The following is a 22,159-nucleotide window of genomic DNA, read 5'->3' on the forward strand; positions in this document are numbered from 1 at the left end:
TGAGTGAAGCGTTCGTGTAGGGCTGATGAGCACTATATGAACGCTTGTTCATACCGGAGACTTTTGGTGCCGCAGGCCCTGTCATTCCGGTATCACGCACCGGCGGTATCGTCATGAATTCCGTAGATATGGTTTTGCGCAAGCCAAAGTTGATCAAATGGGCTAAAACTCTTCCCATCCTGTGGGCTCCGCCGTGTCATCATCCGAAAGGGCAAGGGCACCATTCACTTCCAGCAACTGTGTTACATCTGGCAGTACGGTACTGGTTACGGACGCTCGAGTATCTTCAAATCGGACCAAACCAATCTTGAATTGCGCGACAGCGTCTGCAAGTGCATCTGCCTCACCCGTCAATGCATGGCTTGCTGCTGTGGTCTCTTCAAACATTGCCGCATTCTGTTGGGTGACATGATCCAGTTCATTCACTGCGGCGTTGATCTCGTTCAAGCCCGCTGATTGTTGGCGTGTTGATGTCGCGATTTCGACCATTCGTTCGGAAATATCGGTAACAGAAGATACGATTGCTGACAGCGCGCCCCCTGTCCGATCGACCAGTTCAACGCCGTGCTGGACTTGCTCAGCGCTCGTGGAAATGAGCGTATTGATTTCCCGGGCCGCGTCAGAGGATCTTTGTGCCAACGCGCGCACCTCGGTTGCAACAACGGCAAAACCACGACCAGCCTCACCAGCACGGGCCGCTTCAACCCCTGCATTGAGCGCCAGCAAATTGGTTTGGAACGCGATGTCATCAATCACGGATGTGATCTTGGAAATCTCGTGAGACGACGCCTTGATACCGTCCATTGCACTCACCGCTTGACGTGCAATGTCCCCGCCCTGCTCAGCATTGCGTTTCGCATCTCCGGAGGTTTTGCTCGCCGCAACGGCGCCTTCAGCAGCAGAACGCACAGAAGATGTGAGCTCATCCAATGCAGCTGCCGTTTCTTCGAGAGTGGCGGCCTGTCGTTCCGTCCGACGTGACAAATCATCCGCAGCGCTGGTGATTTCAGTTGTTTCACTCCGAATGGAGTTCACATTGTGCGTCACAGTGGCCATTGCATCGCGCAGACTGGTGAGTGCCCCGTTAAAATCCAGCCGGAGTTTCTCGTATTCGTCGGGAAACGGATCTTTCAACTCGAGCGTCAAATTGCCTTCGGACAGGTCTTGCAGGCCCTGCCCCAAGGCGGCAACAACGGTGGCCTGATCGCGAGCAATCTGTGCCTGATGATCCCGCGCATCCAGTACTTCCAACTCGGCCTCGGTCACATCCGTTCCGATAAGGATATAGCGCTCAATCGCCGCGTCTTCGGTGCGAACGCAGACAAAACCACCATCAATGACCCGCCTTTCCCCACCGATAGACTTTAGATGTATTTTGCCGTGCAGCCTTTCTCCTTGCTGCAAGGCAAATAGAACATCGTGCGGAATCTTCGGATCAGGCTGGTCAGCAGCAAACAGGGTGCCCAAAGTTACGTCCGCGAGATCGCCTGGTTCTATACGCAAGCGCTTTGCGGCAACTCCATTCACGCCAGAACACCGTCCGACATCATCGAACTCTATGCGCATCTGCGTGCTATCTATTCCGGCCAATAAGGCTGCGTCTCGTTGTGCCGTCGTCTGATCCGACCATTCAACAACCGCACCAATCGTTCGACCCATATAGTCCTTTGTCTGGCTCAGATTAATGCGCACATGCCGTTCGCCAACCCGTAGCACCATGCTGTTGTCGCGCGGACTGCCGGAATCACTCAGGACATCGAGCAGATCTGCAACATCTTTCATCTCACCAAGATTGGTACCAATCCATGCATCACACTGAACACCAGGCCATAGTGCATTCAGGTCGGGCAAAAGGCTGTTCAGGAGCGCCGTGCAGGCGGGGTTGACGAAAATGATCTGATTGGTTTCATCAACCATCATCATTGGTGCGGTCGACCCTTCGAACGCGGCACCTTTGAATGCGCTTTCCCGCTGTCCCTTCGTTGCCTTGGCCAGTGCCAATCTGAACCCATCCAAACGGCGGGCCATGTTGCCGATTTCGTCACCACGCTTTGTGCCCGGAACATCGATCTGATATTCTTTCCGCGCTATTGCGGACATTGCTTCAGTAAGCCCATTTATTGGGCGCGACACGTCGTACCAAGCGTACGTGATGATCAGGGCCATCGCGAGAACGAAGGCCGCAGCCGCAACCGCCATCGCCATCATCTGATTGCGTGCAAGAAAGGCGATGACCTGCGCATCGTCCCATGCCGTGACAACCGCCCCTGCAACCACTGCTTCCGGCCCGAACTTCACTGGATATGCGACGACCAACCCATTCTCTGACGCCGACACCTGACCAGTCTTGATCGCGCTGGTGGCAAGAGAAGTCGCATCCGGTGCAAGTACATCCATCTGAGGACTACCAAACATCTGCAAGCCAGCTGAATCGACAACCAGCGCTCCCTGCACTTCGGGTTCAGCCGCAGCAATCACACTTTCGGTTATTTCCGTAACGGCAACCTGGTTTGCAAATTTGATGGAACCACCCATCTGCATGGCCAGAAGCTCGGTCACGTTTTGCGCACGCGAAGTCAGTTCTGAGTGCAAGAGCTTGCGTTGCGCCGAGTAGTCAAACGACACCATCGCTGCAAGAACTGAGAGCGTGACCAGCGCAGTCATCAGTACTGCTTTCGCCATTAGTGAGTTCAAGCGAGGCAGAACAAGCAGGTTTCGACCTGTGAATTGCATGGCATGATCCTTGGCATTGCGCGCGACAACACCTGTTGCAGCGACATGAACTGAACCACGTCCTTAGGTCACCGCACTTACTTCCGCCTTAATGCAACCGCGGAACTCCATTTCCAAATTGCAGAGAATTTTATAAAATTACAAAGAACTACGGCCAATTCTGGTTGTTTGGCAGGTCCACACCCTTATGCAACGCCGCGCTTCACAAAGAACGTTGGCAGATTGCAGGGTGACCACATTCTTGGTTTCTGGTGCGGACGGCGGGACTCGAACCCGCACGATCATACGATCGAGAGATTTTCTTACCCGCTACGGCTTTCGCCGCCGACGCATCGCGTCGTTTGTGGTCTGGACTATCCCTTCACCATCCCCGGTCGCCCGGCCTTAGGTGCTGCCCGTCTAGTCTCTACACCTTCCGATCAGGACAAGTATCCAACCGGCTTGGCTCGGGATTGGCATGGGCTAGGTATGGCCATTAGCTTTCCCCGAATTTGAGCAGTTCTACTCCCGAGGTTTCCCCCGAGGCACTCAAAACATGGCTTAAGTCTCTTGTGTCTACCGATTCCACCACGTCCGCATCTGCGTCGGACGTTGCCATAGATTTTTGATGTTGACCACGGGGGTTTCGTGCAAAACTCTAATACATGTTTTGCGGAACACAACTGCGATGGAATGCCCGCATCTGACTGAAACTAAGCGTCATTCTTAGCACGCTGGCTCTGACAACAGGACTACAATTCCTGACCTTCTGGACCAAGCGGCGCCCCATCCGCCAACAAATGACGTTCGGACAGCCACGGGTTGTTTGCCAGCGCCTTTTCAAGCTGCGCGCGCGCGTCGTCCCGTCGGCCAAGGTTCATGAGTGTGAGCGCTCTTCCAGACTGCGCACCTACATGATCGAGGGACAGGTCCAAAGCCCGGTCCAGATCAACCAGTGCGGCTGAAAAATCCTCGCGCAGGAAACTGATGAATGCACGCTGGTTGTACCCTTCCGCGTAGTCTGGACAGTAACTCACCAACGTATCAAAGCTGTCATAGGCACCGGCAAAGTCGAAACTGCTCCGTTGACGCATCCCACGATCCAGAACTTCCTGTGCAGCGGCGTCGGGTGCGCGCAACCACAATTGCCACATCTGGTCAGATGCAACCTGCCCGTTGCGTTCATCCGGCGCAGCATTCGCATCGGCGATCAATGCCTGCAACTCGACAGAAATGTCCGGCGCAGGCGGACATGTTTCCGCCAATGCTGGGCTGGACAACAACAGGGCGACAATAGCGTATCTCATGCTCGAAAGAATGATGCTCAGACCTCCCCGGTCAAATCACATTTACTCAAGACCGGGCAGCATAACTTCTTTGACGGCTTCCATAGCCACATAAGTCGATGTTGACGCTACATGGGGAAGGCTTGAAATCACATCCCCGAGAAATTGACGATACTGCGCCATACTCCGAGTGCGGACCTTCAAGAGATAGTCGAAATGGCTCGCAATCATATGGGCTTGCTCAATCTCCGGGATTTGCTGAACAGCCGTATTGAATCCACGCAGAGCCGCCTCACGGGTATCACTCAGGCGCACTTCCACAAAGGCCACATGATCAAGCCCCAGCGAAATCGGATCAAGCAGTGCGCGATACCCCATTATGATCCCGGCTTTCTCCAACCGTCGCAGCCGCGCCTGTGTCGGGGACTTGGACAAACCAATGCGCGTCGCAAGATCGGTGATGCTGATCCGACCATCCTCGGCAAGAGCCGTCAGAATCGATTGATCCAGCTTGTCCAATGCATTCGGTTTCTTCGCTTTCGTATCCTGCCTGAAGCTATTCATTTGTTCTGCTGTTTCCGTCAAATTCAATCATTTTACCTACTCAACCGATGATACACTTGGCTAAATGGAAAAGGAAAGCGCCATGGTACGAGAAATGAACCGTGAACTGGCTACCCAGCTTGACAACGGCATGTATGCTGAACCCGACGCCGTTCTGGCGGACCTGATCCAAACCGCCAATCTGTCTGCCATGGACCGGAATGCGATCTGCGAACGCGCCGCTCATTTGGTCACTGCCATCCGCACCCAAGCCGCACCGGGTCTGATGGAGACCTTCCTGGCTGAATATGGTCTATCGACGGATGAGGGGATCGCTCTCATGTGCTTGGCAGAGGCTCTTTTGCGTGTGCCGGATGCCGATACCATCGACGCGCTGATCGAAGACAAGATTGCCCCGTCGAACTGGGGCAAGCATTTGGGCCATTCGACGTCGTCACTGGTGAATGCATCCACATGGGCGCTGATGTTGACCGGGCGCGTACTGGATGACGATCAACCGGGTCCCATTGGCCACCTGCGTGGGGCGATCAAACGATTGGGCGAGCCCGTGATCCGGGCCGCCGTCTCACGTGCAATGAAAGAGATGGGGCGACAATTCGTACTGGGCGAGAGCATCGACAGCGCCATGGAGCGCGCAGCGGGAATGGAAGCCAAGGGTTTCACCTATTCCTACGATATGCTGGGAGAGGCCGCGATGACCGACGCCGACGCGCGGCGCTATCATTTGAGCTATTCCCGCGCCATCTCTGCCATAGCGCGGGCCTGCACCAGCGCAGATATCCGCGAAAACCCCGGCATCTCTGTCAAGTTGTCCGCCCTGCATCCCCGCTATGAACGCGCACAAGAGGCCGCGGTGATGCGCGATCTTGTACCCCGCCTGCGGTCGCTCGCACTGCTTGCCGCATCGGCGGGAATGGGTCTGAATGTGGATGCGGAAGAAGCCGACCGTCTGTCACTGTCCCTGCAGGTGATTGATGCGGTCCTGCGGGAAAAAGCGCTTGCCGGTTGGGACGGGTTCGGCATCGTGGTTCAGGCTTACGGTCCGCGCGCAGGCACCGCTATCGATGCGATCCACGATATGGCCGCACGGTATGATCGCAAGGTGATGGTGCGGCTGGTCAAGGGCGCATATTGGGACACTGAAATCAAGCGTGCACAGGTCGAAGGTGTTGCGGGCTTTCCCGTCTTCACTCGCAAGGCCGCAACCGACGTGTCCTATATTTCGAATGCGCGCAAATTGCTGGGTCTGACCGACCGCATCTATCCGCAATTCGCAACCCACAATGCCCACACCGTCGCGGCGATCCTGCATATGGCCAATGGGCAACCCTTTGAATTTCAACGACTGCACGGGATGGGCGAGGCGCTGCACAGCATGGTACTGTGCGACAATGGAACACGGTGCCGGATCTATGCGCCCGTGGGTGCGCATCGCGATCTGTTGGCTTATCTGGTGCGGCGGCTTCTGGAAAACGGCGCCAATTCCAGCTTCGTGAACCAGATCGTCGACGAGGATGTGCCGCCAGAGGTGGTGGCTGCCGATCCGTTCGCAGCGCTGGAAGACAGCGCAATCACCATCCCAGACGGCCCTGCGCTGTTCGCGCCCAAGCGCCGCAATTCGCAAGGATTTGACCTGACTCACACACCCACCTTTTCAAGGATTGAAAAAACGCGTCAGGGCTTTGCCACGCATCAGTGGAGCGCACAATCGCTCACGGTCAGAACGGGTGATGGTTTTCAAAAGCCTGTCTTGAACCCAGCCGATCCGGAGGACGTCGTGGGCACCGCTTTTTGGGCCACATCGGACGTTGTGAACAAAGCCGTCGCAGACGCCAGAGAATGGTCCGCCTCTGCCGAAGAACGCGCGCGCATCCTGAACGCTGCTGCTGACCTATACGAGGCTGCGTTTGGCGAGCTCTTTGCTCTTCTCGCCCGCGAAGCAGGCAAAACGCTGCCGGACGCTGTGGCTGAACTGCGGGAGGCGGTGGATTTCCTCCGCTACTACGCGACACACGCGGACGGCAGCGCGCCCGCAGGCAGTTTTGTCTGTATCTCACCATGGAACTTTCCTCTGGCGATCTTCACTGGACAGATTGCGGCAGCACTGGCCGCCGGCAATGCGGTTCTGGCCAAACCGGCGGAACAAACATCCTTGATCGCATACAGAGCCATCGAGTTGTTGCACCAAGCTGGCGTTCCGGGCACCACCCTGCAATTGCTTTTGGGCGCGGGCGATATTGGTGCGGCACTGACCAGCCACCCTGATATCAACGGCGTCGCCTTCACCGGCTCAACAGACAGCGCGCTGCGCATCCGCGCCAATCTGGCCGACCATGCGGCACCCGGCACACCTCTGATCGCCGAAACCGGCGGACTGAACGCGATGATCGTCGACAGCACCGCTTTGCCCGAACAAGTGGTACGCAGCATCGTTGAAAGCGCATTTCAATCCGCCGGGCAACGCTGCTCCGCCCTGCGCTGCCTCTATGTGCAAGAGGATATCGCGCCGCACCTGACCGAAATGTTGATCGGGGCAATGGACGCTCTAAACGTCGGCACCCCTTGGCAGCTTGCAACCGACGTAGGCCCCGTCATCAATCCTGAAGCGCAGGCCGACATAGATACATATATTGCCACCGCTCGCACAGAGGGGCGACTGCTGCACCAGCTCGAAACCCCGACCCACGGGTACTTTGTTGCACCCACCCTGATCCGTGTGGATGGCATCGGAGATATCGAGCGGGAAGTGTTTGGTCCGGTTCTACATATTGCGACTTACGAGGCCGCTGACCTCGATGCCGTGATCGGCGCCATCAATGACACGGGGTACGGTCTGACTTTCGGCCTCCACACCCGCATAGATGACAGGGTGCAACATGTGACGGACCGCATTGCTGCAGGCAATGTCTATGTCAATCGCAATCAGATCGGAGCCATCGTGGGCAGTCAGCCCTTTGGTGGACACGGACTGTCGGGGACTGGACCAAAGGCGGGCGGGCCGGACTATCTGTTGCGTTTCAGGGCACAAACACCCGAAGCATCATCCGGAACGTGGATCGCCCCCTCAGCGCTACCCCCGCTGCCAGCGAATTCGGATACGGTTCAGGACAGCACCACTCTGCCCGGCCCAACAGGCGAGTCAAACGTACACAGCCGCTCCCGACGTCCTGCATTGCTTTGTGCCGGACCGGGACCCGAAACAGCGGCAGCCCAGATGGCGGCCGTGACAGCATTGGGAGGTAACGCTGTTGTAGCCAGCGGGGAGATTGACCCCAAAACGCTGACCGACGGCCCCGCGTATGGCGGTGTGCTCTGGTGGGGTGCAATTGAACCAACAGGTTCCGCCTTGGAAAAGGCCCTCGCCAAGCGCAGCGGCCCGATCATCCCCTTGATCACAGGACAGCCAGACAGAGCACACGTCTTTGTCGAACGGCATGTCTGCGTGGATACAACCGCTTCGGGTGGGAACGCGGCACTGCTTGGCGCGGCCAGTTGAGCAAAGAGTTGAGTGCGCTGAGTAGATCCGAATTCACGTTCAATTCGACAAATAATGGCGCCCGTAAAAGTAGACAGAACCGCGAAGTCACTTACACGTTCTTTTGACCGATTTTCGGTTCAGTGCCCGCCTTGATGCGACGAATGTTTTCGCGGTGCCGCCAGAAGATCAGAAGCGTAAGGATGATCCCCAGGAGCAGTCCATCTGGCGCGCCGAGAAACATCATCAGGAATGTACATGAAGCGGCTGCGACCAGCGCACCCATCGACGAAATGCGCGACAGTCCCGCACCGATAAGCCACGCAATGCAGGCCCCTAACCCGACGGGCCAGTGTAGTGCTGTCAGTAAACCAAGAAAGGTCGCAACACCTTTACCGCCTTTGAAGCTCAGCCAGACTGGATAACAGTGGCCCAGCATCGCAGCGAGCCCAGCTATCTGTGCTGCGTCTTCTGCTCCCGTAATCATTCGAGCCAGCAGCAACGCTGCGGCCCCCTTTCCGGCGTCCAACACCAAAGTCAGCGCAGCTGCCAGTTTGTTGCCCGTCCGTAAGACATTGGTGGCGCCGATATTGCCAGATCCGATCTCGCGCAGGTTTCCGAGGTTCATAACCCGCGCCAAAACCATACCAAAAGGGATCGACCCAAGGAGGTAACCAATCACTGCCCACAGGGCCAGTGTTGCTTGTGTGCTTTCAAGAAGGGGCATTTAGTCTCTTTTGTATACGGATCGTCCAGCGACAAAGGTTTCCAAAACCTTACCCTGCATCCGTGCCCCGTCAAATGGGGTGTTGCGCGATTTCGAATGCAGTGTGGCACGATCCATCACGAACGGCGCATGCGGGTCAAAAAGAACAAGGTCCGCCGGGGCGCCCACAGCCAGCCGCCCGGTTTCAAGCCCAAGGCGTTTGGCGGGATTCAGCGACATGGCACGCCACAATGTAGGCAGGTCGATTTGGTCGGCGTGAAACAGGCGCATTGCAGCAGGCAGTAACGTCTCAAGCGCGACTGCACCAGACGCGGCCGCTTCGAAGGGCAGACGCTTGCTCTCTTCATCCTGCGGTGTGTGCATTGAGCTGATGACATCGATAAGGCCGGTCCGAACTGCTTCGGCTATCGCCACGCGATCCTCCTCGTCTCGCAGAGGCGGCTTGATCTTGAAAAATGTGCGGTAGTCGGACACATCCAGCGCATTCAGCGCGAGATGATGGATGGACGTCCCCGCGGTGATGTCAAACCCGTTGTTTTTCGCCCTCTCCAGCGGCGGCAGTGCACGCGCGACAGTGATCTGATCAGCGTGGTAGCGTGCTCCAGTCATCTCGACCATCGCGATATCCCGATCAAGTCCCATGCGCTCGGCCATGGGTGACACAGCAGGAAGGCCGCGAAGCGACGCAAACTTGCCCGATGTGGCCGCAGCGCCTGCGCTCAACCCGGGATCCTGCGGGTGCCCGAGCACCAATGCACCCAGCGAACGGGCATAGGTCAAGGCGCGGGCAAAGACCTTGCTATCAGCGATCACCTGATCGCAGTCGGTGAAGGCGACAGCGCCGGCATCCAACAGAAAGCCGATCTCGGTCATCTCGCGTCCCTGCCGCCCCTTTGTCAGGGCAGCCATGGGCAGAACATTAACTGGTGCTGCCTCACGGGCACGGCGGATCACGAACTCCAAGGTCTCGGGATTGTCGATGACCGGGTCGGTATCGGGACGGGTGACCATTGTAGTAACCCCGCCAGCTGCCGCCGCGAGCCCTGCAGACCCGAAGCTTTCTTTGTGCCTCTCCCCAGGCTCGCACACCTTCACACCGACATCTACGATGCCCGGCGCCAGGTATTTGCGCTGGCAGTCGACAACCTGTGAGAAGTTTGCAGTTGCAGTTTTTTCAGCATTCAATTCAGTGTCTTGCGTGAGCCGTTCCGCAATCCTTCCAGCGCGCACGACAAGCGACCCCGTGGTCACTGTGCCCGCTTCGGGGTCCACCAGTTTGGCGTTGTTGAACAGGATATCTGTCATGCTGAGCCCCGCGTCAGTGTGGCTTGATCCCGGTTCAGCAGTCGGAGGAAGCAATGACTACCTCTTGTAAACAAGGCAATGAAGCCCGCTTTGACACAGAGAAAGACTGGCATGATGCTCCGAAACCGAGACCCCGGTCGCCTTGTCGGACAAAGCAACCATTTTGTCCAGCGAACTGCGCAAGAGCGGCCTCAAATGGTGGGTGTCATAAGGGCGGACTACCCTCAGCAGCTCATTTGACGGTACGGTTGGATCGAGTTTGGAACACCAGTTCAGGCCTCAAAAAGCAACGCACGGCGTTTTGCCAAAGGTCTCAGGGACCCTGCGGCAGAGCAGTCCGTATCGCACTTACTCGTCCAAGTGATTGGCGGTAATTACCGAGCAGCTATTGAGCCATGAAGTAAACAAATGCGCGCTTCCGGTTGCTGGCCGGTCTTAACCCAACTCGACAGGGCCGGTTGGTGCGTCACCGTCATACCACTTCATCTCGACTTCAAGGCTGTGTTGAATGCCTTTGTGTCGCTTCTCCTCGTCCTCGACTTTCAACTCCAGCATCATTCGATCGGGCAAGCTCAGCACGATTTCATCCTGACCTTTCCGCAGGATCACCTCGGCCGCATCAAGGCGGTCTGCGAGGCCGCGCAAGAAAGTCGCGATTTCGCCACGGCTCTTTGCTTCCTTGCTGCTGAACAGAGTGATTTCACGTCCCATTTCTGACTCCTCAATTATTTCGTGGGATGGTTGAGAGACGACAAGTTCCCCCGCCTAAATGCGTCGCAACGCGAGAGGTTATTCAACTCAATTATGAATTGGGGTTTGGAGTGACGTGGTTCAAGCAATGCTTGGTGAGCCACGCAACCAATACAGCCCAGACGCGCCACCGGAACCTAGCTGAAGTGACCCCCCTGATACCTCAGGTGTGTGGGCGTGCAGCAGCGCACAGTAGAAGCGCCCGCTATGAGACCATCTCGTATCCACAAGACGATTTGGTCTCGTCTCATCCACGCCCCATTGGAGGATCGACGCTGCACAACAATCTGGCAAATCAAAACGACAAACAAACGAGGGATGACCTAGGCAAAACTTTCTCGCGCGTTTGCAATTTTGGCGCAAAGCAGGGTGTTATCCGGCAATGGCCACCCCGCGTTCATCTCAAGCGCAAGCGTTCGAAAACTTGCGTCAAAACGCTTCCGGTCGCGCCTCCCGCGCCATGTGGTCCAGCACCGCGTTCACGAATTTCGGCTCTTTCCCTTCCGGAAAAAATGCCCGCGCCACATCCACATATTCCACGATCACCACCTTGGGCGGCGTCGCGGTATCGCGAAACTCAGCCCCTGCCGCCCGGAACAGCGCCCGCAATGTCGGGTCAATCCGCGCAATCGGCCATTTCGCTACCAGCGCCCGGTCCGTCATCTGGTCGATCGGCGCCTGGTAGTTCACCGCGTCGTCCATGACCCGCGCAAAATGGTCCGGGTCGCCCTCGGTCATCTCGTCGCCCTCGTAGGACGCGCCAAAGCGGTGGTCCATGAACTCGACCTTGATCTGATCGACGGTCTGCGCCGTCTGTTCCATCTGGAACAGGGCCTGCACGGCATAGAGACGCGCGGCCGAGCGCATCTTGCGTTTCTGGTTGCCCGAAAGGGTCATGCGGTCGTGGATCCTGTCTTGGATGCCAGCTGGTATTCGGTGGCCGGTTTGAACCCGACCCCCTTGCTGGAGCGGCCCCACTTACGGCTGAGCGCGATCAGGTGCAAGGCCGCAGCGGCGGCCCCGCCGCCTTTATTTTGGCCTGAGGGATCGGCGCGCACTTCGGCCTGCTCGGTATTCTCGACCGTCAGAATGCCGTTGCCGATGCACAGGCCCTGAAGGCCCAGAAGCTGGATGGCGCGGGACGAGTCGTTGCAGACCGTCTCGTAATGCGTCGTCTCGCCCCGGATCACGCAGCCCAGCGCCACGTAACCGTCAAAGTTCGACAGGCGTTCGGCGATGCCGATGGCGGTGGGGATCTCAAGCGCGCCCGGCATTTCCACAAGATCCCAGGTAGCGCCTGCGGCCTCGATCTCGACCTTAGCGCCGGACACGAGGTTGTCTGCGATCTGTTTGTAATAGGGCGACACGACGATCAGGAGCTTGGTCGGATCATCAAAGCTGGGGCGGTCCAGCACGTGGTGGTCTATGGATGCCATCATTTCTCTCCGAGGATGGGGCGGGTGCCGACGATCTCAAGCCCGTAGGCGTCGATGCCCATATAGGTGGTGCGAGGGCTATCGGTCAGAAGGATCAGGCGCGACAGGCCCATGTTCGACAGCATCTGGGCGCCAAGGCCCGTATTCTTGACGATGCGCGGGCCCGCCTCTTCATCAGTGAAGAGTGACTTGCGCGGCTCGCGGAAGAGGCAGACAACGCCGCGCCCTTCGGCGGCGATCAACTCCATCGCGCGGGGCAACTCGCCCACGGGCTTGTCGCTGAGACCCAGAATATCCGTCACTTCAGTCAGTGCATGCGTGCGGACCAGCACCGGTTCATCCGTTGTCAGATCTCCCTTCGACAGGGTCACGTGCTCGATGCCATAGGTTTGGTCGGTGAAAATCCGCATGTCCCAGTCGCCACCATGCTGAGAGGTTACCATGCGGCGGTCCGTCTCGACCACGAGGTTGTCGTGGCGGCGGCGATAGGCGATGAGATCGGAAATCGTGCCGATCTTGAGCTTGTGCTTGGCGGCATAATCCACGAGATCGGGCAACCGGGCCATGGTGCCGTCTTCGTTCATGATCTCGCAGATGACGCTGGATGGGTAATGCCCGGCCAGCCGCGACACGTCACAGCCCGCCTCCGTATGACCCGCGCGGACCAGGACGCCGCCCTTGCGAGCGCGCAGTGGGAACACGTGCCCGGGCGTTGCCAGTTCGGCAGACGTGGCTTGCGGGTTCACAAGCGTCGAAATTGTCAGGGCACGGTCGCCGGCCGAAATGCCGGTGCTTACGCCCTCGCGTGCTTCCACGGACACGGTAAAGGCCGTCTCGTGGCGCGAGGAATTGTGCATTGCCATCATGGGCAGGCCCAGATCGTCGATCCGCTCGGCGGGCAAGGTCACACAGATCAGCCCGCGCCCGTGGGTCGCCATGAAATTCACGGCAGCCGCATCGGCAAAATTGGCGGGGATCACCAGGTCGCCTTCGTTCTCGCGGTCCTCGTGGTCGACCAGGATGAACATCCGGCCGTACTTCGCCTCTTCGATGATCTCTTCGATGGGCGAAATGGCAGCGGCGAGGTCAGTCTCGACCGGCCCGGGGGTCTCAAAGCTCATGGGTCACCTGTGGCAGCATTGTCCGCGACATAGAGGATCGCGCATATCAATACCAGTGCTACGGCGCGCGCAGGGTCTGCGTCCTTCCCCTGCTCCAAAACATCCTCCCCGAAGGCCCGATCCGCCGCTGCGCCCTCGCCTCCCATGATGCGAGCACGAGGGAAAGGTGCGTCCGGAATGACGCGGGATGCAGCCTGTTCTTTGGATCAACCCGCCTCTGCCAGCCGCGCGACATAACGGGCGAGTGTGTCGATCTCGAGGTTGACCGCATCCCCGACTGCAACATCGCCCCATGTTGTCACCTCTTTAGTATGCGGGATGAAATTAATGCCAAAGATGGCGTCCTGCACCTCGTTCACCGTCAGGGACGTGCCATTCAGCGCGACGGATCCCTTAGGCGCAATGAAACGCGCCAGATCATCCGGGGCACGCAACTGCACCCGCGTGCTGTCGCCCTCATCGACAACGGACACCACCTCTGCCACGCCGTCCACGTGACCTGATACGATATGCCCGCCCAGTTCATCGCCGACGCGCAGCGCACGTTCCAGATTCACCCGGCGCCCAACGGCCCAGGCCGACAGGTTGGTTTTTGAGACCGTCTCGGCGCTTACCTGCACGTCGTACCAGTCCGGACCAAGGTCGACGACAGTTAGGCAAACCCCGTCAGAGGCAATGGATGCCCCCATATCGATTCCCGACGTGTCATATCCTGTCTGGATGCGCACACGCAGGTCGCCCTCTTGCTTCAGATCCGTGATGGTACCGATATCGGTGACAATGCCCGTAAACATGATTGCGCTCCTTGCCGTTCTGACCTGAGGTAACTGTGCATATCACCAAGGGCAAGTGTCACAGAAGTTGCAGATTTTTATCGCTTGAGCCATAAATCCGCCCCAGTCAGGTGTTCATCATGGGTCAAGACATTGCCGAGTATCAGGGACCAGATGACACTGCACGCCCCCGAAGACAGGGTGTTCCTGTTTCTGCAGGGACCCCATGGCCCATTTTTCAACCGCCTTGGCGCGATGTTGCGCCGTGCGGGGACAACCGTGTGGCGTGTCGGGTTCAACGCGGGTGATCGCGCGTTCTGGTTTAATCGCAGCAGCTACATCCCCTTCACCGGCACTACCGCCGAGTGGCCCTCCACGTTTTCCCAACTGCTAAACGACAAGGGCGTGACCGACGTCGTTCTTTACGGTGATGTGCGCCCCATCCACGCGCAAGCTGTGGCCGAGGCCAAGCGGCGCGGCATCACCGTACACGTCTTCGAGGAAGGCTACATGCGTCCCTACTGGGTCACCTACGAACGCGGCGGCTCCAATGGCCATTCACGCCTAATGGACATGTCAGTAACCCAGATGCAGGAAGCGCTGGCCCTGTCGGACATGGAGGCGCCGCTGCCTCCCAGCACTTGGGGCGACATGCGTCAACACATATTTTACGGCGCGCTGTACCACTGGTTTGTGATGTTCCGAAATGGCAGTTATCGCAACTTTCAACCGCATCGTGCATTAAGCGTCTCGCGTGAATTTCAGCTGTATCTCAAGCGCTTGTTTCTGATGCCGATCCAAACCATGGATAGGGTGCAAGCCACGTTGCGTATCCGGTACGGTGGGTTCCCGTATCACCTCGCGTTACTTCAGCTGGAACATGACAGCAGCTTTCAGGAACACTCGCCCTTCAAAACCATGCAAGAGTTCCTGGACCTTGTGATCCGCGGCTTTGCCGAAGGCGCCCTGGCCCATCATCACCTTGTCATCAAAGCGCACCCCCTGGAAGACGGGCGTGCGCCGATCCGCAAAACCATTCGAACATTGGCCCGGGAACTGGGCCTGCAGGGGCGAATTCATTACGTGCGTGGCGGCAAGCTGGCGCAGCTTCTGAATGATGCCCGCAGCGCGGTCACCGTGAATTCTACGGCTGCACAACAGGTGTTGTGGCGCGGCATTCCGCTCAAGGTCTTCGGCAAAGCCGTTTTCGCAAAGCCCGAATTTGTAAGTGATCAACCCCTGCCAGCCTTCTTTACCGGGGCGAGCCGTCCCGACAACCGCGCATACCGGGACTATCGCCGCTACCTGCTGGAAACCAGTCAAATCGCTGGCGGTTTCTATTCGGCCCGTGGCCGACGCCAGTTGTTGCGCCAGGTTGTCGACATGATGCTTTCGCCGGACGATCCCTACGATGCGCTGGCATCGGGCACCGCGGCCCCAAGGCAACAGTTGCGGTTGGTAACCTGACCACCACAACCCCTATGGCTAGATTTTATTACGGGACTCCGGTAGCTTGACGACAAATCAGCTTCGGAAAACCGTCGCAAATACAAAAATGGGTGCGGATCAACCTGCACTCGAGGCAGAACAAAAACAGGTCGAGGAGACCGAGCAGTGATTTTCCAACCGTTCCGCTGGGCGCGCGTGGGTGCGTCGTTGGCCCTTCTAGGGATTCTGGCCTCTTGCGGTTTGCCGCAGATCGGCCCGAACAAACGTCAGATTTTCTCCGGCTCGGTCCAGCGCGAGGGCGATGCGTTCATCGTATCGGTCAATGACCGAGTGACCGAAGCCACCGCTGTTACCCCGGCTCTTGGTTTTTCAGACGCGTTTCGGAATGCAGGCGTACTGGGATCAGACACCATCCAACCGGGCGACGTTCTGGGCCTGACCATCTGGGAAAACGTTGACGATGGTCTGCTGGCTGGAGAATCTTTGAATTCGACCATCTTAGAAGAGGTGCAGGTTGACGGCGCCGGTTTCATCTTTGTCCCGTATGCGGGCCGAATCCGCGCTGCTGGCAATACACCGGATGCCATTCGCCGGATCATCACCACGAAACTTGATGACCAAACACCCGACCCGCAGGTGCAGGTGCGCCGGGTGGCCGGGGACGGATCGACCGTGTCGCTGATCGGTTCTGTCGGCGCGCAGGGTGTCTATGCCATTGAGCGCCCAACGCGCACGTTGTCGACCATGCTTGCCCGGGCTGGTGGCGTAACCATCGTGCCCGAGATTGCACGTGTCACCGTAATCCGTGGTGATGTGCGCAGCCAGGTGTGGTTCCAGGATATCTATGATCACCCCGAGCTGGACATCGCCCTACGTGGCGGGGATCGCGTGCTGGTCGAGGAAGACACCCGCGCCTTTACAGCATTGGGTGCCACTGGCGGACAGGCCCGCGTACCCTTTGAAAGTCAAACCCTGAGCGCGCTTGAAGCTCTTGCCCAAGTGGGTGGGCTGCAAACCAATACGTCGGACCCGACTGGGATTTTCGTGTTCCGAAACGAGCCTGCCGCAGTGGCCAATGTCGTATTGGGACGCGATGACCTGATTGGCGCCCAGCGTCTGGTCTATGTTCTGGATCTCACGCAGCCCAACGGCATGTTCCAGGCCCGTGATTTCGTAATCCGCGACGGCGACACGCTTTATGTAACTGAAGCGCCATACACCCAATTCGCCAAGATCATCACGTCGATCACGACACCGATCACAGGCGTCAACACGCTTGCCAATGGTGTGACTGGCAACTGACACCGATGAAACGGTCAAACGACTCCGCCGCCGGACCCGAAAAGGCCCGGCGGCTTTACGTTTACAACGGTGGTTTCCTGGCCCGCGGGCGTGTGCGGCGTATTGTCGAGCTTGCGGGTTATGACATCGCGCTTGGTCTGCCCCAGCCCGACGGGATGGTGGGTGTTTGGGGTAACTCGCCGACGGCCCATCGGGGCGAATCCGTCGCCAACCGGCGCGACGCCAACCTGGTGCGGGTTGAGGATGCGTTCTTGCGCTCTGTCCTACCCGGTCGCGCGGGAAGTCCGCCAATGGGGCTTCTGATCGATCATAAGGGGGTGCATTTTGATCCATCTACCCCGTCCGACCTTGAAGAGATACTGGCCACAGATCCGCTGGACGACACAGTCATCCTGAACACGGCACGCGGGGCAATGGCGCGGATGCAGGAGGCACACCTAAGCAAATACACCGGCTTTGATCCCAGCGCCCCGGTGCCCGATCCCGGTTATGTTCTGGTGATTGACCAGACGCGAAGGGACGCATCGGTGACGGCATGTGGGGCTGATCGGAACCGGTTTCTCGAAATGCTGTTTGTCGCGCAGGATGAACACCCCGGCGCCCGCATCATGATCAAGACGCACCCGGAAACCCTACAGGGCTTTCGCGAAGGCTACTTCAGCCAAGATGATTGCAACGATCGTGTATCGCTTTTTTCGGACCCGGTGAGCCCATGGGCCCTGATGGAGGGGGCGGTGGCCGTCTACACCGTTTCGTCCGGGCTGGGGTTCGAGGCGATCATCGCGGGCCACAAGCCGCGCGTGTTCGGCCAGCCCTTCTATGCGGGATGGGGGCTAACGACAGACGAGTTTCCGGTGCAGCGCCGCCAGCGCACGCTGACCCGTGCACAACTGTTTGCCGGGGCCATGATCCTTTACCCGACATGGTACGATCCGCACCGTGATTGTCTGTGCGACCTTGCCACAACGATGGAAGCGCTGGCTGCAGAGACGCGCGCGTGGCGTGCTGATCACAAGGGGTGGGTCGCCAGCGGCATGCGGCTTTGGAAGCGGCAACCGTTGCAGAACGTTTTTGGTCGCTATGCGCCGGTGCGCTTTCAGGATGACCCCGGTCGCGCCCGCGCGATGGACCGCCCTTGGATGGTGTGGGCAGGCAAGGCGGATGTGAGCCACGAGAATGCCGTTCGGGTCGAGGACGGATTCCTGCGCTCGCGTGGTTTGGGCGCCGCGTTGATCCCGCCGCTGTCCCTGGTCACGGATGATCTGGGGATTTACTATGACCCTGCGCGCCCCAGCCGGTTGGAGCATCTGATCCGCGCGCGCCGCAGCTTGCGGCCGGATCAGACACAGCGCGTGGAACGGCTGATACGCAGCCTGACCGAGGAGGGTTTGAGCAAGTACAACCTGTCAGGTGACGTGCCCGACTTGCCCGCCGGGCGGCGCGTTCTGGTGGTCGGGCAGGTCGAGGATGATGCGTCAATCCGGCTGGGGGCCGGCCAAGTGTGCACCAACGCAGCGCTGCTTGAGGCGGCACGGGTCGCGCGGCCAGACGACATCCTGATCTACAAGCCCCACCCGGATGTGGAGGCTGGTCTGCGTGAGGGTGCGTGCGACGCTGGAGCGCTGGCTGATGTGGTTGCCACGCAGGCCGACATCGGGGCCCTGTTGGCGCGCGTGGACGAGCTGTGGACCATGACATCACTGACCGGTTTCGAGGCTCTGCTGCGCGGTGTGCGCGTCGTGACAACAGGTGCACCTTTCTATGCGGGATGGGGGCTGACCGAGGATCTTGGCGATGTGCCGCCCCGACGGCGCGAGGACATTCCGCTCAGCGGTCTGGTGCACGCCACCCTAATTGACTATCCGCGTTATTTCGACCCCGTGACCGGCACCGCCTGCCCGGTCGAAGTTGTTGTCAACCGGCTGCGCAACGGACCTTTGCCAAGACCTGGATTTGCCAACCGGGTGCTGTCAAAGCTGCAGGGCCTGCTGGCCAGTCGCGCGCATCTGTGGCGTTAGACGCGCGCCCATCTGTGGCACACATCCGCCCCCATGCGGGACACTGATTTCAGGGTGTAGCGCTGCGCAGCGGCGAGCGTGTCCAGCCCAAGCGCGCCGATGTTCGGCAACCCTTCGGCACCGATCACCAACCCGGCGGTGAAGCCCACAAGCTCGTCCACCAGATCCGTCTCAATCAGGGATGCGGCAAGTGCGCCGCCCCCTTCGCAGAACACGCGGGTGACTCCGTGGCTGCCCAACTGCTGCAATATGTCCCGCGGATCAAGCTGAGCCCCGGATGTGCCGCAAGGCAGCAAGGTTGCGCCCAGATCACGCCATGTGTCCTGAAGCATCGGGTCGGCGTCGCGCCCGTGGCACAGGATAACGGGAACGTCCTTGGCCGTGCGGGCCAATGTGGACATAAGCGGCAGGTCCAGCCTGCGTGACACGACCACACGGGTGGGTTGCGGCACATCACCAAAGCCGCGCACCGTCAGAGACGGGTCATCGTGCCGCGCCGTGCCACCACCAACCATCACCGCATCGTGTCGGGCGCGCATGGCGTGAACACACCTGCGCGCTTGCGGCCCGGTGATCCACTGACTTTCACCTGTGCCGGTGGCGATGCGCCCGTCGAAACTGCTGGCGAGCTTGAGGGTCACGAACGGACGGCCCTGTTCGGTGCGCAGGGTAAAACCGATATGGTCGGCCTCGGCCTCGGCCTCGCAGATGCCGGTGGTCACCTCGATCCCCGCTGCTTGCAGGATCGCGATGCCCTGCCCGTCCACCCGTGTGTCGCTGTCGCGCATGGCGATCACGGCGCGACGGATGCCTGCGGCCACTAGCGCCTCAGCACAGGGGGGGGTTTTGCCGTGATGGGCGCAAGGTTCAAGGGTGACATAGGCGGTAGCCCCTGCCGCATCGCTGCCCGCCTGCGCGAGCGCTTCGGTTTCGGCATGGGGTCTGCCGCCCAGCTGGGTCCAACCCCGCCCTATGATACGTTCGTCCTTGACGATCACGCAGCCCACGGCGGGGTTCGGGGCCGTTTGCCCCATTCCGCGCCGCCCGAGGGACAGCGCCAGTGACATAAAGCGGATATCCTCCGCTTTGCTCACTCGTCTGATGGAGTGTCTGGTCGCAGCTCGGCCACGAACTTGTCGAAGTCATCCGCCGCCTGGAAGTTTTTGTAAACGCTGGCAAAGCGAACGTAGGCCACCGTGTCGATGCGGTTTAGCGCTTCCATCACGATCTCGCCGATCTGCTTGGACTGGATGTCGGTTTCGCCCATGCTTTCAAGGCGCCGCACGATGCCCGAGATCATCTGATCGATGCGTTCGGGATCGATGGGCCGCTTCTGCATCGAGATGCGGATGGAGCGTTCGAGCTTGTCGCGGTCGAAATCCTCGCGCTTGCCATTGGACTTGATGACCACCAGGTCGCGCAGTTGCACACGTTCATATGTGGTAAACCGCCCACCGCACGCCGGACAGAAGCGCCTGCGCCGGATCGAAACGTGATCCTCCGCCGGTCGGCTGTCTTTTACCTGTGTGTCAATATTGCCGCAAAACGGACAGCGCATCGCCCATCCCCTTGTTTCAGTCCCGCCTGTAGTAGGGGTTTTCCCCCGTTCCACGAAACTATAGGCGGTTGTCCAAGTTTTGGGTAGAGGGGAAATGACACCGCTACATAAGCGGTGCCAACCTTAGCGCCGTACAAGCTGGTTGTTCGAGATGCGGACCCTCAGGAACGGCAGGTTACGGCACAACGCATACGCATGGGCCATGGAAAACACCTTACCCGTGCGACGCACCCCTTGGCTGACAGAGGAGAATGCGTTTGGCACGGGTTGCGTGCTGAACGTCACCCCCTTGCGGCCCGGCGCTGTCTGCGCGTCGCCGCGTCCTTGCGCGATGTAAAGGTCACCGCCCCGCACGCCGAGGACATTGCGGGCATAGATACCCGCCGCGCACCACATCTGCGTGCCACCTGCCGCGTCGGCCTCGATGACTTCGAACGTGGTGCCGTCGATCTGGTTGACCGGAATCGTGAATCTTTCTCGGCGAGCGAAATCCTGGGCATGTCCCAAGGTCGGCAACGTTATGGCAATGGCAAGGGCAATAGGTTTGAACATCGGGTATCTCCTTTGTTCAAAGGATGTAGGAAGCTTGCACTGAAATGAAAATCACCTTACGGCGACATGGATTTCAACCGGTCAAAGGCGATTGCACTAAAGTCCCATGCGCAGGTTGGCCGCCTTTGGGACCGAGGTGATGAAAACGCCGCGCAGAAACGCGCTTTGTCACGATGCGGAGCCTTGCATGTTGGCCGCAAGCCTTGACCTTTCGGGTCAGGGTACGAGCACGCGCACCTTGATGTACAAATCGTGGCGGGACCGGCAAAGCGCATTTGCATGGGTCGTGCTGAACGTCTGGCCCGCTGTGCGCACGCCCTGCGAGGTCGAGCTGATGCTGTTTTCGACGGGCTTGGTGGTGAACATCACGCTTTTGCGCCCGGGATAGGCGACCGAGGACGCCCGCGGGGTGAGGACAGTGATGCTGCCTCCGCGTTGCCGCTGGTAATCGCGCACGTACTTTCCCGCGGCACACCACATCTGTGTACCGCCTGCGCCATCATTCTCGATCACTTCGAATGTGTCGGTGTCGATAGGACGCACAGGAATGATAATGATTTCGCGCAGGAAAAACCGTTGTGCCAGCACCGTGGTGGGCAGCAGGATGGCGAGGAAGATCAGGATCAGGGTGCGTGGGCGCATGGGGCTTCTCCGCTTTGTAAGGCCAGCATAGACCAGCGACGACGTGGCCCCAAATCACCTTTGGTCACGTGAGGCCCAGATGCGCAACAACCCGGCGATGGTGAGGTGCATCGCGATGTTCGAACAGGTAGATCCCCTGCCAGGTGCCCAACTGTGGTTGTCCGTGCTGCACCGGAATTTGCAGGCTGACGGGCAGCAGCGCCGCCTTGATATGCGCTGGCATGTCGTCCGGTCCCTCGTAGGTGTGGGTGAGGTAGGACATGGACGGGTCCGTGGTGGGCGGCACGAGGCGCGCAAAGAAGTTTTTCAGGTCCGTCTGCACCTCGGGGTCGGCGTTTTCCTGGATCAGCAGGGAACAGGAGGTGTGTTGAACAAAGAGCGTCAGCAGGCCGTCGCCCGTGCACCAGTTCGTCACGTCGCGGGTGAATTCGTAGAGCCCCTGCCCGGCTGTGGTGATCTGAAAGGTCGTTTGCATGACTTGATCCTGCG

General features: G+C 59.1%; 19 protein-coding genes. 4 read left to right on the forward strand and 15 right to left on the reverse strand.

Translation table 11 applies throughout. The features are described 5' to 3' along the window. Positions 1–162 precede the first annotated feature (162 nt). From AC53L6_RS19100 to AC53L6_RS19110, 3 genes are all read right to left on the reverse strand, one after another. On the reverse strand, positions 163–2,664 hold the full coding sequence (locus AC53L6_RS19100; protein ID WP_496908982.1) for a methyl-accepting chemotaxis protein: 2,502 nt from the start codon (positions 2,662–2,664) through the stop codon (positions 163–165). An 800-nt stretch (positions 2,665–3,464) separates the two neighbouring features. Then, positions 3,465–4,019, reverse strand: coding sequence for a tetratricopeptide repeat protein (locus tag AC53L6_RS19105; RefSeq protein WP_496908983.1), 555 nt, complete (start codon positions 4,017–4,019; stop codon positions 3,465–3,467). Positions 4,020–4,061: 42 nt separating this feature from the next. Next, positions 4,062–4,562: an Lrp/AsnC family transcriptional regulator gene (locus AC53L6_RS19110; RefSeq protein ID WP_299204796.1), complete on the reverse strand. Its 501-nt coding sequence runs from the start codon at positions 4,560–4,562 to the stop codon at positions 4,062–4,064. A gap of 82 nt (positions 4,563–4,644) precedes the next feature. Here AC53L6_RS19110 and putA point away from each other — a divergent pair, with 82 nt between their 5' ends. After that, complete coding sequence (gene putA, locus AC53L6_RS19115; protein ID WP_496908984.1) at positions 4,645–8,058, forward strand: bifunctional proline dehydrogenase/L-glutamate gamma-semialdehyde dehydrogenase PutA; 3,414 nt, start codon at positions 4,645–4,647, stop codon at positions 8,056–8,058. 91 nt (positions 8,059–8,149) lie between these two features. Here the strand turns inward: putA and plsY are convergent, their stop codons facing one another. The 7 genes from plsY to AC53L6_RS19150 all read right to left on the reverse strand — a co-directional run bounded on the left by plsY (position 8,150) and on the right by AC53L6_RS19150 (position 14,170). Continuing rightward, positions 8,150–8,764 carry a glycerol-3-phosphate 1-O-acyltransferase PlsY gene (gene plsY, locus AC53L6_RS19120; RefSeq protein WP_496908985.1) on the reverse strand — a complete coding sequence of 205 codons (615 nt, stop codon included), beginning with the start codon at positions 8,762–8,764 and terminating at the stop codon, positions 8,150–8,152. Then, positions 8,765–10,069: a dihydroorotase gene (gene pyrC / locus AC53L6_RS19125; protein ID WP_299604555.1), complete on the reverse strand. Its 1,305-nt coding sequence runs from the start codon at positions 10,067–10,069 to the stop codon at positions 8,765–8,767. It abuts the gene before it with no gap. A 435-nt stretch (positions 10,070–10,504) separates the two neighbouring features. Continuing rightward, the gene (locus tag AC53L6_RS19130; protein ID WP_299204784.1) at positions 10,505–10,780 is read right to left on the reverse strand and encodes an amphi-Trp domain-containing protein; all 276 of its coding nucleotides are present in this window, start codon (positions 10,778–10,780) and stop codon (positions 10,505–10,507) included. A gap of 468 nt (positions 10,781–11,248) precedes the next feature. Then, complete coding sequence (nusB, locus tag AC53L6_RS19135) at positions 11,249–11,716, reverse strand: transcription antitermination factor NusB (protein WP_299604560.1); 468 nt, start codon at positions 11,714–11,716, stop codon at positions 11,249–11,251. Next, on the reverse strand, positions 11,713–12,255 hold the full coding sequence (locus AC53L6_RS19140; RefSeq protein ID WP_496909087.1) for a 6,7-dimethyl-8-ribityllumazine synthase: 543 nt from the start codon (positions 12,253–12,255) through the stop codon (positions 11,713–11,715). The genes nusB and AC53L6_RS19140 overlap by 4 nt, the downstream gene beginning before the upstream one ends. Further along, positions 12,255–13,376: a 3,4-dihydroxy-2-butanone-4-phosphate synthase gene (gene ribB, locus AC53L6_RS19145; protein WP_299204778.1), complete on the reverse strand. Its 1,122-nt coding sequence runs from the start codon at positions 13,374–13,376 to the stop codon at positions 12,255–12,257. The genes AC53L6_RS19140 and ribB overlap by 1 nt, the downstream gene beginning before the upstream one ends. 206 nt (positions 13,377–13,582) lie before the next feature. After that, on the reverse strand, positions 13,583–14,170 hold the full coding sequence (locus tag AC53L6_RS19150; RefSeq protein ID WP_299204775.1) for a riboflavin synthase: 588 nt from the start codon (positions 14,168–14,170) through the stop codon (positions 13,583–13,585). Between the two features lie 153 nt (positions 14,171–14,323). On the opposite strand from AC53L6_RS19150, the gene AC53L6_RS19155 reads away from it, so the two are divergent. The 3 genes from AC53L6_RS19155 to AC53L6_RS19165 all read left to right on the forward strand — a co-directional run bounded on the left by AC53L6_RS19155 (position 14,324) and on the right by AC53L6_RS19165 (position 18,918). Then, positions 14,324–15,616, forward strand: a complete 1,293-nt coding sequence (locus tag AC53L6_RS19155; RefSeq protein WP_496908986.1) for a capsule polysaccharide biogenesis protein — start codon at positions 14,324–14,326, stop codon at positions 15,614–15,616. 147 nt (positions 15,617–15,763) lie between these two features. Further along, entirely contained in the window at positions 15,764–16,900 is a 1,137-nt protein-coding gene (locus AC53L6_RS19160) for a polysaccharide biosynthesis/export family protein (RefSeq protein ID WP_299204769.1), read from the forward strand. Positions 16,901–16,905: 5 nt separating this feature from the next. Beyond that, positions 16,906–18,918: a capsule polysaccharide biogenesis protein gene (locus AC53L6_RS19165; RefSeq protein WP_496908987.1), complete on the forward strand. Its 2,013-nt coding sequence runs from the start codon at positions 16,906–16,908 to the stop codon at positions 18,916–18,918. Here AC53L6_RS19165 and ribD read toward each other — a convergent pair. The 5 genes from ribD to AC53L6_RS19190 form a co-directional block, all read right to left on the reverse strand. Further along, positions 18,915–20,012, reverse strand: coding sequence for a bifunctional diaminohydroxyphosphoribosylaminopyrimidine deaminase/5-amino-6-(5-phosphoribosylamino)uracil reductase RibD (ribD, locus tag AC53L6_RS19170; RefSeq protein WP_496908988.1), 1,098 nt, complete (start codon positions 20,010–20,012; stop codon positions 18,915–18,917). The genes AC53L6_RS19165 and ribD overlap by 4 nt on opposite strands. Beyond that, complete coding sequence (nrdR, locus tag AC53L6_RS19175) at positions 20,009–20,476, reverse strand: transcriptional regulator NrdR (protein WP_299043536.1); 468 nt, start codon at positions 20,474–20,476, stop codon at positions 20,009–20,011. The genes ribD and nrdR overlap by 4 nt, the downstream gene beginning before the upstream one ends. Positions 20,477–20,599: 123 nt before the next feature. Next, on the reverse strand, positions 20,600–21,028 hold the full coding sequence (locus tag AC53L6_RS19180; RefSeq protein ID WP_299604575.1) for a hypothetical protein: 429 nt from the start codon (positions 21,026–21,028) through the stop codon (positions 20,600–20,602). A 216-nt stretch (positions 21,029–21,244) separates the two neighbouring features. After that, on the reverse strand, positions 21,245–21,670 hold the full coding sequence (locus tag AC53L6_RS19185; protein ID WP_496908989.1) for a hypothetical protein: 426 nt from the start codon (positions 21,668–21,670) through the stop codon (positions 21,245–21,247). Positions 21,671–21,734: 64 nt separating this feature from the next. Further along, positions 21,735–22,145, reverse strand: a complete 411-nt coding sequence (locus AC53L6_RS19190; RefSeq protein WP_299604580.1) for a secondary thiamine-phosphate synthase enzyme YjbQ — start codon at positions 22,143–22,145, stop codon at positions 21,735–21,737. Positions 22,146–22,159 lie beyond the last annotated feature (14 nt).

This window comes from Tateyamaria sp. LSS28, from assembly GCF_059611725.1.